Source organism: Pseudomonas sp. PDM30, from assembly GCF_019218985.1.
GTDB classification, from domain to species: Bacteria; Pseudomonadota; Gammaproteobacteria; order Pseudomonadales; family Pseudomonadaceae; genus Aquipseudomonas; species Aquipseudomonas jessenii.
Genome location: NZ_JAHUWM010000012.1, coordinates 162,206 through 178,141 on the forward strand (window position 1 = coordinate 162,206; position 15,936 = coordinate 178,141).

Annotated in this window: 12 protein-coding genes and 3 pseudogenes; 8 read left to right on the plus strand and 7 right to left on the minus strand. The window is 61.6% G+C overall.

Going from position 1 to position 15,936, the window contains the following annotated elements:
• The first annotated feature begins 134 nt into the window (after positions 1 to 134).
• On the plus strand, positions 135 to 1,127 hold the full coding sequence (locus KW840_RS24775; protein WP_218498104.1) for a diaminopimelate epimerase: 993 nt from the start codon (positions 135 to 137) through the stop codon (positions 1,125 to 1,127).
• 110 nt (positions 1,128 to 1,237) lie between these two features.
• Here the strand turns inward: KW840_RS24775 and codA are convergent, their stop codons facing one another.
• From codA to KW840_RS24795, 4 genes are all read right to left on the minus strand, one after another.
• A complete protein-coding gene (codA, locus tag KW840_RS24780) occupies positions 1,238 to 2,482 on the minus strand; it encodes a cytosine deaminase (RefSeq protein ID WP_057713996.1) in 1,245 nt (414 codons plus the stop codon).
• Between the two features lie 121 nt (positions 2,483 to 2,603).
• Positions 2,604 to 3,425 (minus strand): alpha/beta fold hydrolase, encoded by an 822-nt coding sequence (locus tag KW840_RS24785; protein ID WP_218498105.1) that lies wholly within the window; start codon positions 3,423 to 3,425, stop codon positions 2,604 to 2,606.
• Between the two features lie 210 nt (positions 3,426 to 3,635).
• Complete coding sequence (queD, locus tag KW840_RS24790) at positions 3,636 to 3,992, minus strand: 6-carboxytetrahydropterin synthase QueD (RefSeq protein WP_008021670.1); 357 nt, start codon at positions 3,990 to 3,992, stop codon at positions 3,636 to 3,638.
• A 75-nt stretch (positions 3,993 to 4,067) separates the two neighbouring features.
• Entirely contained in the window at positions 4,068 to 5,147 is a 1,080-nt protein-coding gene (locus KW840_RS24795) for a patatin-like phospholipase family protein (RefSeq protein WP_218498106.1), read from the minus strand.
• A gap of 234 nt (positions 5,148 to 5,381) precedes the next feature.
• On the opposite strand from KW840_RS24795, the gene KW840_RS24800 reads away from it, so the two are divergent.
• From KW840_RS24800 to KW840_RS24815, 4 genes are read left to right on the plus strand one after another with little or no spacing between them, the layout of a single operon-like run.
• The gene (locus tag KW840_RS24800; protein ID WP_090456824.1) at positions 5,382 to 5,690 is read left to right on the plus strand and encodes a PepSY domain-containing protein; all 309 of its coding nucleotides are present in this window, start codon (positions 5,382 to 5,384) and stop codon (positions 5,688 to 5,690) included.
• Positions 5,690 to 6,010, plus strand: coding sequence for a PepSY domain-containing protein (locus KW840_RS24805; RefSeq protein WP_057714000.1), 321 nt, complete (start codon positions 5,690 to 5,692; stop codon positions 6,008 to 6,010). The genes KW840_RS24800 and KW840_RS24805 overlap by 1 nt, the downstream gene beginning before the upstream one ends.
• Positions 6,011 to 6,013: 3 nt before the next feature.
• The gene (locus KW840_RS24810) at positions 6,014 to 6,682 is read left to right on the plus strand and encodes a response regulator transcription factor (protein ID WP_218498107.1); all 669 of its coding nucleotides are present in this window, start codon (positions 6,014 to 6,016) and stop codon (positions 6,680 to 6,682) included.
• Complete coding sequence (locus KW840_RS24815; protein WP_057714002.1) at positions 6,679 to 7,995, plus strand: sensor histidine kinase; 1,317 nt, start codon at positions 6,679 to 6,681, stop codon at positions 7,993 to 7,995. The genes KW840_RS24810 and KW840_RS24815 overlap by 4 nt, the downstream gene beginning before the upstream one ends.
• 166 nt (positions 7,996 to 8,161) lie before the next feature.
• Here KW840_RS24815 and KW840_RS24820 read toward each other — a convergent pair whose 3' ends face one another.
• The 3 genes and pseudogenes from KW840_RS24820 to KW840_RS29085 all read right to left on the minus strand — a co-directional run.
• Positions 8,162 to 9,838 (minus strand): MFS transporter, encoded by a 1,677-nt coding sequence (locus KW840_RS24820; protein ID WP_218498108.1) that lies wholly within the window; start codon positions 9,836 to 9,838, stop codon positions 8,162 to 8,164.
• Positions 9,839 to 10,153: 315 nt separating this feature from the next.
• Entirely contained in the window at positions 10,154 to 10,909 is a 756-nt protein-coding gene (locus KW840_RS29080) for a methyl-accepting chemotaxis protein (protein WP_371318489.1), read from the minus strand.
• Between the two features lie 102 nt (positions 10,910 to 11,011).
• A pseudogene (locus KW840_RS29085) lies at positions 11,012 to 12,478 on the minus strand (HAMP domain-containing protein); the annotation flags it as partial.
• Between the two features lie 184 nt (positions 12,479 to 12,662).
• On the opposite strand from KW840_RS29085, the gene KW840_RS24830 reads away from it, so the two are divergent.
• The 3 genes and pseudogenes from KW840_RS24830 to KW840_RS29095 form a co-directional block, all read left to right on the plus strand.
• Complete coding sequence (locus KW840_RS24830) at positions 12,663 to 13,979, plus strand: Na+/H+ antiporter family protein (protein ID WP_056722503.1); 1,317 nt, start codon at positions 12,663 to 12,665, stop codon at positions 13,977 to 13,979.
• 223 nt (positions 13,980 to 14,202) lie between these two features.
• Positions 14,203 to 14,973: pseudogene (locus KW840_RS29090) on the plus strand (cache domain-containing protein); the annotation flags it as partial.
• 315 nt (positions 14,974 to 15,288) lie between these two features.
• Positions 15,289 to 15,879, plus strand: a pseudogene (locus KW840_RS29095) (methyl-accepting chemotaxis protein); the annotation flags it as partial.
• Positions 15,880 to 15,936 lie beyond the last annotated feature (57 nt).

Below are 15,936 nucleotides of genomic sequence, written 5' to 3' on the forward strand. Positions count from 1 at the left end.
AACGGACAGTGATCGGCCTGTGAGGGTTCGATCAGTGCCCGGAAAGTTTTACGGTCAAACAGGGCGATATGGTTGCACAGCGCCGGTGTTTTTCGCGATATGTTGAGCCATTCCAATGACACACGGAGGGCGCCATGGCGCAGAGGTACGATGCACGGGGCAACATTTACATCGTGGTAACGCCCGAAGAACTGCGCCGTCAGGGCATCGACCTGCCCGACCAGGCCAGCCAGGCAGCGCAAACCCTTGAAGCCTGGGCGCTGGCCGCGATCGAGGCTTGCTGCAGCTGGGCTCCAGGCACTCAACCGTCCGGTAGCAAGGATCATCGCAGCGACGGTTTGCTGGTCGGACCGTTTCAGTCGTCGCCTCCCTTTGATCTGTTGATCGTCAACACCGACGGTACCCTGGCCGAGCGCAGTGGCAACGGGCTGACGATTTTTTCCCAGGCCCTCAGTGATCAAGGGCTGTTGCCGCAGAACGAAGCCTGTCTGCTCAGGGTTCACCACGACAAGGCTGATTCGCCTTCGCCGGGGCAGACTTCAGTGAAAGCCGCAGAGGTCGGGGGCGTGAAGGGTTTTTGGCTCGATCTGGGTCAGCCGGGGTTCGGGCCGTCGGCGGTCAGTGCTCACGGGGTTGAAGCGACGATCTTCAATGGTCGCGAACTCAGCCACGTTGAACAATTGTCGGCACTCAATAGTGCGTGGTCGCACAGCCAGTTCGCGCGGGTCGGCAATCCCCATTGCGTGACGCTGGTGGAAAGTGCCGAGGACCTGCCGAGCAACGAGCAGATGCGCGAGCCGGCGCTGGGTGAGGGGCTGACGCGAATCGCCTACGCCATACCGGTCGGCGCAGGCAAGCCTTGTCCGGCGGGAATCAACCTGCAATGGGCAATGCGCGTATCCGAAGGACACATCGCCGCGCGGGTATTCGAGCGGGGCGAGGGGCCGACGGCGTCGTCGGGGACCAGCGCCAGTGCGGTGGCCTGTGCGGCCTGGCGGGCAGGTTGGGTCAACGCCGGGGAGGTGAAGGTGACGATGCCGGGTGGCACGGCGCCGATCTTGCTGGCGGAAGAGTTGGGGGAGTTGAGTCGGGTCAGCCTGTTTGGTACGGCTCGAATGATCGATTGATTGTTAGATTGCCTTCGCGAGCAAGCTCGCTCCCACAGTGTTTTATGTCGTTCACAAAACCTGTAGGAGCGAGCCTGCTCGCGATGGGGCCAGTCCAGTCAGCGCAAGTTTCAGTCCAGCCCACTGAACTCCACCACCGGCATCGTCCGCTTCATCAAGACCTTGCCATCGCGCACCGAGTACAGCGGCAACCCCTGGCTGCGGATCATTTCGTAATCACTCTCCGCCGACAGAATCAGCAGGTTCGCCGGCCGTCCGCGCTCCAGGCCATAGCGATCGCCGAGGTTCATGGCTCGGGCGCTATTGTCCGTCACCAGGTCCAGCGCACTTTGCAGGTTGCGATAACCGAGCATGTGGCAGATGTGCAGGCCGGCTTCGAGCACCCGCAGAATGTTGCCGTTGCCCAGCGGGTACCACGGATCGACGATGGAGTCCTGGCCGAAGCACACGTTCATGCCTGCTTCCAGCAACTCGTTGACCCGGGTCACGCCCCGGCGTTTCGGGAAACTGTCGAAGCGACCTTGCAGGTGGATGCTTTCGGTGGGGCAGGAGACAAAGCTGATCCCCGAATGCCCGAGCAAGCGAAACAGTTTGGCGCAGTAGGCGTTGTCGTAGGAGCCCATGGCCGTGGTGTGGCTGGCCGTGACCCGCGAGCCCATGTCGCGGCTGCGGGCCTCTTCGGCGAGCACTTCGAGAAAGCGTGAATGCGGGTCGTCGGTTTCGTCGCAATGCACATCCACCAGGCAACCGCTGCGTTCGGCCAGGTCCATGAGAAACTTCACCGAGCTGACGCCCTGATCGCGGGTGTATTCGAAATGCGGAATGCCACCTACCACGTCGGCGCCCATGCGGATCGCTTCTTCCATCAATTCGCGACCATTGCGGTAGGACTCGATGCCTTCCTGAGGGAATGCGACGATTTGCAGGTCGACCAGGTGCCGGCTTTCCTCGCGTACTTCGAGCATCGCCTTGAGCGCGGTCAGTTGCGGGTCGGTGACGTCGACGTGGGTGCGCACATGCTGGATGCCGTGGGCGGCGAGGGTCTGGATGGTTTTCTTTGCCCGGGCCTTGGTGTCTTCCTGGGTGATGGTCGCCTTGCGTTCGCCCCAGCACTCGATGCCTTCGAACAGCGTGCCGCTCATGTTCCAGCGCGGCTCGCCGGCGGTCAGGGTTGCGTCGAGGTGGATGTGCGGCTCGACAAAAGGCGGTACCACCAGGTTGCCCCCGGCATCCAGATCGTCAGGGCCCAGGGTCGGGGCTTCGATCTGGCGGCCGATGCTGCTGATCAGGCCGTTTTCCAGGTTCAACTCATGCAGGCCTTCCTGGTTGCGCAGACGGGCATTGATGATGTGCATCGGGCAGATCCTTTTGGCGAATCGTTTAGGCAATGCTCTTACGTTAGCTCGCCAGCGGCGATTCCCGCCAGTGACATTGATCACCACCGTTCAAATGTGGGAGCGGGTTTGTTCTGGAGGATTACTGCAGGGGCAAAAACCGCAGCAGCGCCGCGACTACCGCTTCGGGCGCGTCTTCCTGAACCAGATGACCGGCGTTGGGAATCGGATAAAACCGCGATCCGGGAATCATCTGCTGCAAGGCCCGCCCGCGTTCGATGGGAATCCACTGGTCATCTTCACCCCAGAGAATCTGTACCGGGCATCGGATCGTCGAGTACAGGCCCTCGGCCTCGCAGGTATAGCGCTCGTTCATCTGCGCGATCTGCCGGTAGAACGCCGCTTGCCCCGGCTCTCCCAGCCACGGCTGAACATAGGGGGCGAGTTCGTGGTCCGGGATTTTCCGCTTGATCGCCCCGCGGATGTAAGCCGGCACAATCGCTTGCTGGATGTAATCGGGCAGTCCGCTGAAGGCGGCTTCATGCTGGCGCACATGCTGCACGAACGGCGAACCCCAGGGCGTGAGCGCCACCGGGTCGATCAGTGTCAGGCTGCGGTAATCCTTGCCGTTTAGCAGGTGCGTTCGCAGGGCTGTGGCACCGCCAAAGTCATGGGCCACCACGTCGGGGCGATCCAGGCCCCAATGATCCAGCAACTGCGTCAGCAATTCGTTCTGCACACCCAGGGACACGTCACCATCAACTTTCTCGGATTGCCCGTAGCCCAGCAAATCGAAATAGTGCACCCGGTGCGTGGTGATGAAGTGCGGGGCAATCCGGTGCCAGACATAGGAGGAGAAGGGCGTGCCATGCACGAACACCAGCGGCGGGCCGTCGCCGCGCACGGCGTAGCGCACGGAGTGCCCTTTGAAGCGATAGGTCTGGGGCAGTGGCCAGTCAGTCATAGGTGTGTCCTCTTGGCGGGTGCGAGGCAAAAAGCATAGGCATAAAAAAACAGCCGATGAAGGCTGTTTTCTTTTTCTCTGACAAAACGCTGTTCCATTGTGGGAGTGAGCTTGCTCGCGATGGCGTTGTGTCAGTCACATCGATGTTGAATGTGGCGCCGTCATCGCGAGCGAGCTCGCTCCCACAGGGTTCTGCATTTGTCTGCCGGCTTATTCGCCGCGATAGATGCAACCGCTGGTGCAGGTCTCGTGGATACGGATCGCGCTGAGTTCCGGCAGCAGCGGCTTCAACTCCTGCCAGATAAACTTGGCCAGCACTTCGCTGGTCGGGTTTTCCAGGCCAGGAATGTCGTTCAGGTAGTTGTGGTCCAGACGCTCGTACAGCGGCTTGAAGATCTCTTTGATTTCCGAAAAATCGCGGATCCAGCCGGTGTGCGGGTCGAGGTCGCCGCTCAGGTGGATTGCCACTTTGAACGAGTGACCGTGCAGGCGCCCGCACTTGTGGCCGTCCGGTACGTGGGGCAGGCGGTGGGCGGATTCGAAGGTAAACTCTTTGAAAATTTCCACAGTATCTTCAGCTCTGTTCAGGTGGCGTTCGCCGCAGCGATTCGGGCAGGTGGCGAGTTTACCAGTTTGTCCTGACTAAAGGGTCAGCAAGCGCTCGCCCAGGCGACCGTTGGCGGCCAGTTCGAGGAATTCGTCGCCCAGGCGGCGGCTTTCGTCCATGGTCGTGCGCCAGTATTTCTGCCGGCTCGGGGCGTCTCCCATGAAACGCTTGAAGTCGTTACGGTCCGGCAGTTTGCCGTAGGGCAGGCGCGCCAGGTATTCCTTCGACGGCGCCAGCAACAGCACGTTCTGCAAGCGAACCGGGCAGGCGCGGCGCCACGGCAGGGTCTTGTCGAACCAGCCGGGAATCACCCGGTCGGTGAAATGCGGGTAAAGCACGATGTCGTTGCCGCTGTAGGGCAGGTCCAGGTGGTAATCCAGCAGACCGCCGTCGCGGAAGGTCCCGGTGCCGGCGCCCGGCAGGTCGCGCACGCCTTGCATCACCATCGGGATCGAGCCCGAGGCCAGCAGGGCCTGGCGCAAGTTGCCGGCATTGAGGGTGACGAAGCGAGACGGGAAGTCATTCAAGGCATTGACTGGCGGCGCCAGGCGCGGGTCGTGGATGATCAGGCGTTCGAAGTGTCGTGCCAGCCGCGCCCGGCCGCGCAGGTTGTCGGCGATGACCGATGACAGGCCCAACCCGAGGCGGCCGCGATGATCGTCGGCCAGCAGGCCGTGGCTTTTGACCACCATGATGTTCAGGCGGTAATGGTTGTTGTCGAGGATCGAGGCATCGCGACCGTCGAGCAGGTCATTGAGCATGCGCTGTGAGCTCTGGCTGATCTGCGCCATGGTCACGCCCTTGGCAAAGTGTTGCTCGGTGTAGAGCTGTCCGAGACGCCGGATGCCCTCGGCGGCGTCCGGCAGGCAGGCGCTGGCGAAGCGCCAGGAACCCACCGATGCGCCAATCAGCGAGCGTTCCCGCGGTGCCGCCGGCAGCCACTCGCCGAACAGCGCCAGGTCCAGACCCTGAATCCCCAGCGCCTTCGGACCGCCAGCCGCGCCAGGCAAGGTGCCGACGTCGGCGGCGTTCAAGCCGCTGTCACGAATGCGCGCAAAGGCACCTGGACCGGCCTTGAGGGTCAGGGAGGGGAACTTGATGTGGATGGCGGTCATTAAAGTCTCGATGTCGGGCCGACAGAAATTATAAACACGATCACTGTAGGAGCGAGCCTGCTCGCGATAGCGGTGTTGCAGTCACATCATTGTTGGATGTGCCGCCGCCATCGCGAGCAAGCTCGCTCCCACAAAGGAGGGCGGTGTTGCCAATGATGGCAATTCAGTTTCAATTAAGTTCATCCGGTTAAGGTGGCGCCCACAGGCAGTACCTGAAGAAATACGGAGACACCCATGAAAACCCTGACCGCCCTGTTCACCGCGTCGATCCTCGGCATGACCGCAAGCCTCGCCCACGCCCGGGAACTTGGCCCGGATGAAGCGCTGAGATTGCGCGACGCTGGTACCATTGTGTCGTTCGAGACACTCAATGCCAACGCGGTGGCCAGGCATCCGGGTTCCACCGTCAGTGAAACCGAGCTGGAACAGCGTTATGGCAAATACCTGTACAAGGTCGAGCTGCGCGATCCTCAGGGCATCGACTGGGATGTGGAATTAGACGCTGTCAGCGGGCAGGTTCTCAAGGATCATCAGGATTCGTAATGAAGGTGTTTTTATTCAAGCGATGCACCGGTAGCCGGATGGCGCTGTTGCTTCTGGCATTTTGCTCGGCAGTGTTGGCCCGCGACCTGGATCAGGATGAGGCCCTGAGCCTGCGTCAACAGGGCGTGATCCTGCCGCTGGAGCAACTGCTGCAGCAGGCGATGGGTCACTACCCCGGTGCGAAGCTGCTGGAAGCCGAGCTCGAAGAAAAACACGACGTCTACATTTATGAAGTCGAGCTGCTGACCCCTGAGGGCGTGGTCCGCGAACTGGGCATCGACGCCACCACCGGCCGTTTACTCAAAGACAAGGAAGACTGATCCATGCGTTTGCTCCTGGTGGAAGACCATGTGCCCCTGGCCGACGAACTGCTGGCCGGCCTCAATCGCCAGGGGTATGCGGTGGACTGGCTGGCCGATGGTCGCGATGCGGTGCATCAGGGCAGCACCGAGCCTTACGACCTGATCGTCCTCGACCTCGGTTTGCCCGGCGTGCCGGGGCTTGAGGTGCTGGCGCAATGGCGCGCGGCGGGGCTGGCCACGCCGGTGCTGATCCTGACGGCCCGAGACTCTTGGGCCGAACGCATCGAAGGCCTCAAGGCCGGCGCCGACGACTACCTGACCAAGCCATTCCATCCCGAAGAGTTGTTTTTGCGCATCCAGGCGTTGTTGCGCCGCTCCCATGGCCAGGTCAACCAGCCAACGCTCAAGGCTGCCGGGTTGCATCTGGACGAAGGTCGCCAGTGCGTTGTGCGCGACGGTGCGGACATTCAACTGACCGCCGCGGAGTTTCGCCTGTTGCGTTATTTCATGCTGCACCCCGAGCAGATCCTCTCCAAAAGCCACCTCGCCGAACACCTCTACGACGGTGAAACCGAACGCGATTCCAATGTGCTGGAAGTCCACGTCAACCACTTGCGCCGCAAGCTCGGCAAAAGTGTGATTGAAACCCGTCGCGGCCAGGGTTATCTGTTCGGCGGGCAAGCCCGGTGAGATCGATCCAGCGCCGCTTGAGCCTGGGCCTGATCAGCGTGATGGTGGTCGTTGGCCTGGTGCTGGCGCAAACCAGCCTGTGGCTGTTCGAATTGGGGTTGCAGCGCTACCTCGAAGCCGGGTTGCGCAATGACAGCGAGAACCTGCTGGCGGCACTGGTGCGCGGGCCGCAAGGCTTGCAACTGGATGAGCGACGCCTGTCACCGGCTTATCAACGGCCGTTCTCCGGGCATTATTTCCGCATCGATTTCGCCGACGGTCATTGGCGTTCCCGTTCTTTATGGGATCAGGAACTGCCGGTGCTCGATCACCCCGGCCTGCATGGCAACTTGCAACTGGGTCCGGAAGGGCAACAGTTACTGGTGCTGCGTACGGACTATCGACGTTCGGGGTTGCCGATCTCCATCAGCGTCGCCGAGGACTACACGCCAATTCGCGAAAGCTTCCGGCGCATGCAACAGCTCGGGTTTGGCCTCGGTTTGACGGCGCTGCTGCTGATTCTGCTGCTGCAACGGATTACCGTGCGCCGGGCCTTGCGTCCGCTGGAGCAGGCCCGCGAGCAGATTGCGCAGCTTCAGCAGGGCCAGCGTTCGCAACTCGATGATCAGGTGCCGGTGGAACTGGAACCACTGGTGGCGCAGATCAACCATTTGCTGGCCCATACCGAGGACAGCCTCAAGCGCTCACGCAATGCCCTGGGCAACCTCGGCCACGCCTTGAAAACTCCGCTGGCGGTGCTGTTGAGCCTGGCTTCAAGCGAGCAACTCGACGCGCACCCGCAATTGCGCAAGGTCCTCAAGGAGCAACTGGAGCAAGTCCAGCAACGGCTCAATCGGGAACTCAATCGTGCGCGGTTGTCCGGCGATGCGTTGCCGGGCGCACTGTTTGATTGCGATGCGCAACTCCCCGGGTTGCTGGCCACCCTGAACATGATCCATGGCGAACACCTGGCGCTGAGCTACCGCGCACCCACCGGCCTGCAATTGCCCTGGGATCGCGAAGACCTGCTGGAACTGTTGGGCAATCTGCTGGATAACGCCTGCAAGTGGGCGGATGCCGAGGTTCGCCTGAGTGTGGCCGAGACTGCAGAGGGCTTTGAACTCAACGTGGAAGATGACGGCCCGGGCATTCCCGAAGAGCGTCGCGATCAGGTGTTCGGCCGAGGAACGCGGCTGGATGAGCAAACCCATGGGCATGGTTTGGGGCTGGGCATCGTGCGCGACATTGTCGATAGCTGGGGTGGCAAACTGTCGTTGCTGGAAAGCGAATGGGGCGGGCTGAAGGTCGTCATCGAGTTGCCTAAACATACTTGAAGTCACACCAGGAACCCTGTGGGAGCGAGCTTGCTCGCGATGGCAATCTGTCTGACACATTGATGTTGAATGTGCTGACGCTATCGCGAGCAAGCTCGCTCCCACAGTGGTTTTTCATGGCCGCCGATTATGAGTACACCCGGTTCCACAGGGTGAGGTGTCAGGTTTATGTGTGATGAATCTCCCGATCCTTGGTTTCCGGCATGAAGAAAATACCCAGCACCGCCGTCATCACCGCGATGACAATCGGATACCACAGCCCGTAGTAGATATCCCCCGTGGCCGCCACCATGGCGAACGCCACCGTCGGCAGGAAGCCACCAAACCAGCCATTGCCGATGTGGTAGGGAAGCGACATCGAGGTGTAGCGAATGCGTGCCGGGAACAGTTCCACCAGCCAGGCGGCAATCGGCCCGTAGACCATGGTCACGTAGATCACCAGGATCGTCAGCAGTAGCAACACCATCGGGTAGTTGGTCTTGGCCGGGTCGGCCTTTTCGGGGTAGCCGGCGTCCTTGAGGGCGGTGGCGAGGGTGGCGGCAAAGGCGTCGTTCTTGGCCTTGAAGTCGGCGGCCGGCATGCCAGTACCCTCGAAGCTCTCGATCACTTTATCGCCAATGCGCACCTGCGCAACGGCGCCCGGCTCGGCGTCCGCGTTCTTGTAAGGGATGGCCCTTTTGGCCAGCACGGTCTTGGCCAAGTCACAGGAACTGGTGAATTTGGCCTTGCCCACCGGGTCGAACTGGAACGAACACTGGGCGGGATTGGCGACGACCGTGACCGGATTCTTCTCCTGCGCGATGAACACGTCGGGGTTACCGTATTGGGTCAGCGCGTGGAAGATCGGGAAGTAAGTCAGTGCCGCGATGATACAGCCCGCCATGATGATGCCCTTGCGCCCGATACGGTCGGACAGGCTGCCGAAAATGACGAAGAACGGCGTGCCGATCAACAGGGAGCCGGCAATCAGCAGGTTCGCGGTTTGCGGTTCGATCTTCAGCGTCTGCAACAGGAAGAACAGCGCATAGAATTGCCCGGTGTACCAGACCACCGCCTGGCCGGCGGTGCCGCCGAGCAGGGCCATGATCACGATCTTCAGGTTCTCCCAGCGTGCGAAAGATTCAGTCAGCGGCGCCTTGGAAGACTTGCCTTCGGCCTTCATTTTCACAAACACCGGCGACTCGTTGAGCTGCAAGCGGATGTACACCGAGATAATCAGCAGCAGGATCGACAGCAGGAACGGAATCCGCCAGCCCCAGGCTTCGAAGGCTTCAGTGCCCAGCGCGGTACGGCAGGCGAGGATCACCAGCAGTGATAGAAACAGGCCGAGGGTGGCTGTCGTCTGAATCCACGAGGTGAAGTAGCCGCGTTTGCCCTTGGGGGCATGTTCGGCCACGTAGGTCGCTGCGCCGCCGTACTCACCGCCCAGCGCCAGGCCTTGCAACAGGCGCAGGCTGATCAGGATGATCGGCGCGGCGACGCCGATGGTCGCATAGCCGGGCAGCAAACCCACCACGGCCGTGGAAATACCCATGATCACGATGGTGATGAGGAACGTGTGCTTGCGCCCGATCATGTCGCCCAACCGGCCGAACACGATGGCGCCGAAGGGCCGCACGGCAAAGCCTGCGGCGAAGGCGAGCAGGGCGAAGATGAAGGACGTCGTTTCGTTGACACCGGCGAAGAAGTGCTTGGCGATGATCGCCGCGAGGGAGCCGTACAGGTAGAAGTCGTACCATTCGAACACGGTGCCCAGGGACGAGGCGAAGATGACCTTGCGCTCCTCCCGGGTGAGCCCGCGGTTGGGCGTGCTGCCCGTGGTTGCATTGTCGATTGCTGCCATGAGTATTCTCCGTCTTGCTCTTGTTGTAGGCCGGAGTTCCCACCAACACTTACCGTACCCAGGCCCTGGGGCTGAAGTCATTGGATTACGTGGTTTGCATTCAGATTGACGCCCGAAGGCGCTGCAAGGTTCCATGAAGCATAATCGGCATGCGGCAGATATCCACTTGCCATCATTTGATTGAGCAGCACGGAAGAATAAATGTGGGAGCGAGCTTGCTCGCGATGGCGGTGGCACATTCAATATCAATGTGTCTGATAATCCGTCATCGCGAGCAAGCTCGCTCCCACAGGTATTTTGTTCGGCCAGCAGGGTTCAGACGCGGAACTGATCCATCAGGTTCTGCTGCTGGTTCGCCAGGCTATTGAGCGACTGGCTGACCCGCGCCGATTCATTGGCCTGGCCCGACAGCGACTCGGTCACGTCGCGGATGGTCGCCACGTTGTTGTTGATCTCCTCGGCCACCGCGCTTTGCTCTTCGGCGGCACTGGCGATCTGCATATTCATGTCGTTGATCACGGTCACCGCGTCACCGATCTGGCGCAGCGCCGTCACGGCCTGGCCAACCTGCTCGACACTGCCCTGGGCCTGACGATGGCTGTTGTTCATCGAACCCACCACCTCCTGGGTGCCGTTTTGCAGTTGTTCGATCACCAGACGGGTTTCTTCCACGGACTCCTGGGTACGCCGCGCCAGGTTGCGCACTTCATCGGCCACCACGGCAAACCCGCGCCCGGCCTCACCGGCACGGGCCGCTTCGATCGCGGCGTTGAGGGCCAGCAGGTTGGTCTGCTCGGCAATCGCACGGATCACTTCCAGTACGGTGCCGATCTTCTCGCTGTTGGCGGCCAGACCTTCGACCTGAACCATGGCCGCGCTCATGTCGGCGGCGAGGTTGTCGATGCTGGCGGTGGTGCGGTCGATCACGGTCAGGCCCTGACGGGTCGCCTGATCGGCATCGCGGGCGGCGTGGGCCGCTTGCGCGGCGCTGCGGGCGACGTCCTGGGCGGTGGCGCTCATTTCGTGGGAGGCGGTCGCCACCTGGTCCACCTGGCGGTACTGCTGCTCCATGCCGGCGCTGGTCTGTGCGGCGATGGCGGACGACTGATCCGCTGTGCTGCGGGCGTCCTGCACCGAGCGCTTCACTTCGGCAATGATCGGTTGCAGCTTGTCGAGGAAACGGTTGAACCAGCCGGCCAATTGGCCCAGTTCATCCTGCTTGTCGTAGGCCAGGCGGCGGGTGAGGTCACCTTCGCCGCTGGCGATGTCTTCGAGCATGTGCGCCACGCCGAGGATCGGTCGGGTGACGCTGCGGGCCATCAGCCACACCAGCAGCAGGCCGAGCAGCGCGGCGAGCACCCCCAGGCCGAGTTCGACCAGGGTACCGGCGGTGTTGCTGTCATCGAGTTGCTTTTTCAGGGCTTCGGCGGGGCCGACCAGGACTTTCTCCGGCACGTCGAGCAGCACGCCCCAGGATTTACCGTCGGGAATCGGCTGGAAGGGTGCCAGCACTTTCAGTTGCTGATGGCTGTGCAGGCTGGCGGTTTTGCTGCTGGCGGCGAGCATGCGCAGCAGTTCGGCGCCATTGGCCTTATCCACGGCGTCCAGGCGCTGGCTGAGTTTGCCGGCGTCCGGGCTGTAGCCGGCGAGCAGGCCGGCCGGGCTGATGATGCTGACGCTGGTCTGGCCGTCATAGAGCTTCTTGCTCGCGCCCAGGCTGACCGCTTGCAGGCTGTTGAGGTTGATGTCCACGGACAGCGAGGCGATCACCTTGCCGTTGACCATCAGTGGGAAAACGATGCTGGTCATCAGCACGTTCTGACCGTCGATCTCATAGAAGTAAGGTTCGATCACGCACGGCTTGAGCGTGGTGCGCGGGCAGGTGAACCAGGCGTTGGCCGCTTCGCCGCTGGGGCCGGTGCTGGTGTCGGCCATGTCCTTTTCCGGCAGCGCCATGGACGTTACCTTGCCCGGCGTCGGCTGCGACCAGTAGAGGGCGAAACGACCCTTGTCGTTGCTGCCAAGCTCGGCCTGACCGGTGAACAGTTCGTCCTTGCCGTCCAGCCCATTGGGCTCGAACACCAGGGACAGGCCGAGCAGGTCCGGGTTGGCTTGCAGGGCTGACTTGACCTGGCGGGTCAGGTCTTCGCGCAGGTCGAAGGCATCGAGAAAGCGCTTCTCGGCCTGGTCACGCAGGAACAGCACCTGCCGGGAGAAGCCGTGGCCGTACTGATAGGCGTCCATGAACTGCTGGCGTATCCCCAGCGCCTGGTTTTCGCCCTGGGACTCGATCCGGGCCTGGGCCGCCTCTGTCAGCATCTCCATGCTCGAGGCTTTCACCAGCTCGGAGCTGTGCTCCATGCGGTACAGCGAAAGACCCACCAGCAGGGTCACGATGCCCGCCAGGCACAGCCCGGCCAGCAGGGTGATTTTCCATTGAATGGAAAGTTGTCTGAGCGACATGGAGACGTCCTTATTCGATAAATATCTGAGACTTTGCACTGTAACGGCCGCGATTTTGGTTTCTTTATCCCGTCTATCGGCTATCAAACACTTCCCCCTTGTAGGAGCGAGCATGCTCGCGATGGTCGTCAACGATGACGATGGAAACCTGATCCCCCCCGGTGCTCTCAGGTGCATCGCGAGCTCGCTCGCTCCTACAGGTCATGACATGTCGTTACATATCGACAGCGTCGAGGTGCTTTGACAAGGAGGTGACGCTGCGGCACAGTGCGCGCCCTCTAATAAAACCCATTCCTTAATCCGCTGGTGGCTCTTCGCAGACTGCCGGACGGAGTCTTTTCGTTTGTATCGAGGTAATGAAATGAATGCAGTAATTGCCGCGGTCGGCATCATGCTGATCCTCAGCCTGTCCCGCGTGCATGTGGTGATCGCCTTGATCGTCGGTGCGCTGGTCGGTGGCTTGACCGGTGGCCTGGGAATCGAGGCGACGCTCAAGGCTTTCAACAGCGGCCTCGGTGGCGGGGCGACGGTGGCGTTGTCCTACGCCTTGCTCGGCGCTTTCGCCGTGGCCATTGCCAAGTCCGGCATGGCCCATGCGCTGGCCGACAAGGCCCTGGCCATGGTCGATCGCCAGCACGCCAGCGGCGGTGGCCAGGTCAAGTGGCTGCTGATTGGCCTGCTCTGGGTCGTGGCCATCGCCTCGCAGAACATCTTGCCGATACATATCGCGTTTATTCCGTTGCTGGTGCCGCCGCTTCTTTATGTGCTGACCAAGCTGCAACTGGACCGTCGACTGATCGCCTGCGTCATGACCTTCGGCCTGATCACGCCCTACATGTTCCTGCCGGTGGGCTTCGGCAACATCTTCCTCAATGAGATCCTGCTGGCCAACGTCGCCCGCAGCGGCGTGGACATCAGCGGCATCAACGTGACCCACGCCATGGGCATTCCGGCCCTGGGCATGGTGGCGGGCCTGCTGATCGCGTTTGTCAGCTACCGCAAGAAGCGTGTCTACGACCTGGCGAAGATCGAACAGGTCGAGCAAGTGGCGGTGCAATACAACCCGCTGAGCCTGATGGTGGCCGGCGTGGCCATCGCGGCGGCGTTCATCATTCAGTTGTTGCTCGATTCGATGATCATCGGTGCGCTGGTCGGCTTCCTGATCTTCTCGGTGTCGGGCATTGTCAAATGGCGTGACACCGACGACCTGTTCACCGAAGGCATGAAAATGATGGCGATGATCGGCTTCATCATGATCGCCGCCTCGGGGTTTGCCGAAGTGATGAAGGCCACCGGTGAGGTGCAGACGCTGGTCGAGTCGTCGGCGTCGTACATCGATCACAGCAAAGGCATTGGCGCCTTGCTGATGTTGCTGGTGGGGTTGCTGGTGACCATGGGCATCGGCTCATCGTTCTCCACCGTGCCGATCCTGGCGGCGATCTTCGTGCCGCTGTGCGTGCAACTGGGCTTCAGCCCGTTGGCGATCGTGTGCATCGTCGGCACGGCCGGTGCCCTGGGCGACGCCGGTTCACCGGCTTCCGACTCGACCCTGGGCCCGACTTCCGGCCTGAACATCGATGGCCAGCACCATCACATCTGGGACACCGTGGTCCCGACCTTCCTGCATTACAACCTGCCGTTGCTGGCGTTCGGCTGGGTGGCTGCGATGGTCCTGTAACCAATTCCCTTCTGATTACCCTGGATCAAAATGTGGGAGCGAGCTTGCTTGCGATGGCGGTGAAACAGTCAACATCTATTTGGCTGACAGTCCGCTATCGCGAGCAAGCTCGCTCCCACAGGGGGCTCTACTGTTCCGATTGACTGCGTTCAACTTTTGCCCTGGCGTGCCGTTAAAGCTTTTAACCACGCCAACAAAAATCAAAAGAGTGAACGTCATGCGCATGAGCCTCAAGGCAAAAGTCCTGTCCCTTGCCGTCCTCCCGGTGTTGCTGTTTGCGCTGGTCATCAGCCTGACCACGCTGTTCATTCTTCAGGATCAGGCGCGCAAGGAAGTCGAGCAGACCCGCGAGCGCCTGCTCAGCGATGCCAAGGCAACCTTGCAAAGCTACGTGGCCGTGGCCATGACCACGATCAAACCGCTCTACGACGCCGCCGCCCCCGGCGATGAGGCGGCGCGGGCCCAAGTGATCAAGCTGCTGTCGAGCATCACCTACGGCAAGGACGGTTACTTCTTCGGTTACGACTCCAACACCGTGCGCCTGTTCAAGGCCAACAGCCCCGAGGGCGTGGGCCAGAGCTTCAAGGACAACCGCGACCCGAACGGTGTCTACGTCAACCGCGACCTGGTGAAAGTCGCCAAGGACGGTACGCACTACCTGCAATACAGCTCGCCATTGCCTGGCAACACCCAGGTGCTGGTGCCCAAGCTCGGCTACACCGAATACCTGCCGAAGTGGGACATGGCAGTCGGCACCGCGGTCAACCTCGACGGCATCGAAGCACAAGTGGCCGTGGTCGAAGCCAAGGTCCAGGAGCGGATGCAAGGCATGGTGCTGAGTATCGTTGGCGTAGCAGTCGTGGTGCTGTTGGTGATCGCTGCCGCGGGGATGCTGCTGGCCAACACCATTCTGCGTCCGCTGCATCTGATGAAAGCCAACCTCGACGACATCGCGGCGGGCGAGGGCGATCTGACCCGCCGCCTGACCATCACCAGTCAGGACGAACTCGGTGCACTGGCCGGCTCGTTCAACCGTTTCGTCGACAAGATCCACGGCCTGGTACGGCAGATCACCGAAATGACCTCGCAACTGACCGGGCTGGTGAACCAGGTGTCCGACCAGGCCAGCCGTTCGGACCAGGCCATGGAACGCCAGCGTCACGAAACCGATCAGGTGGCCACAGCGATCAACGAAATGTCGGCGGCGGCCCAGGAAGTGGCCAAGAGCGCGCAGAACGCCGCGGTAGCAGCCCAGCAGACCGACGAAGAAGGGCAGGCGGCCAAGCGTGTTGTGGCCGGCAGCATCGAGAAGATCCATGCCCTGGTGGACGACATCCGCAGCAGCGGCGTGTCCCTGGACAGCCTGCAAAAAGACGTGTCGTCGATTGTCAGCGTGCTCGGGGTGATCCGCTCGATTGCCGAGCAGACCAACCTGCTGGCGCTCAACGCGGCCATCGAAGCCGCCCGCGCCGGCGAGGCCGGGCGCGGCTTTGCGGTGGTGGCCGATGAAGTGCGGGCGCTGGCTAGCCGCACGCAAATCAGCACCCAGGAAATCCAGGGCATGATCGACCGTTTGCAGGCCGGCACCCAGTCGGCGGTGGAGGCGATGCGTCGCTCCAGCGAGGCCGGCGACGGCACCTCGGCCCAGGCCAACGAGGCGGGGGCTTCGCTGGACACCATGGCTCAGCTGATCGCGACCATCAACTCGATGAACGCACAGATTGCCAGTGCCGCCGAAGAACAGACCGCCGTGGCCGAAGAGATCAATCGCAGCGTGCACCAGATTGCCGTGGCGGTGGACAGCGTCGCCGACGAAACCCAACTCGGCGCGCAAACCTCTCGCAGCCTGGCCGACCTCGGTCAGCGCCTGGGTAGCCTGGTCGGGCAGTTCCGTATTTGACAGTTATGGTTAACAACGCGAAATGGTGTGGTTTTTATAACTAAACAGTATTGAACA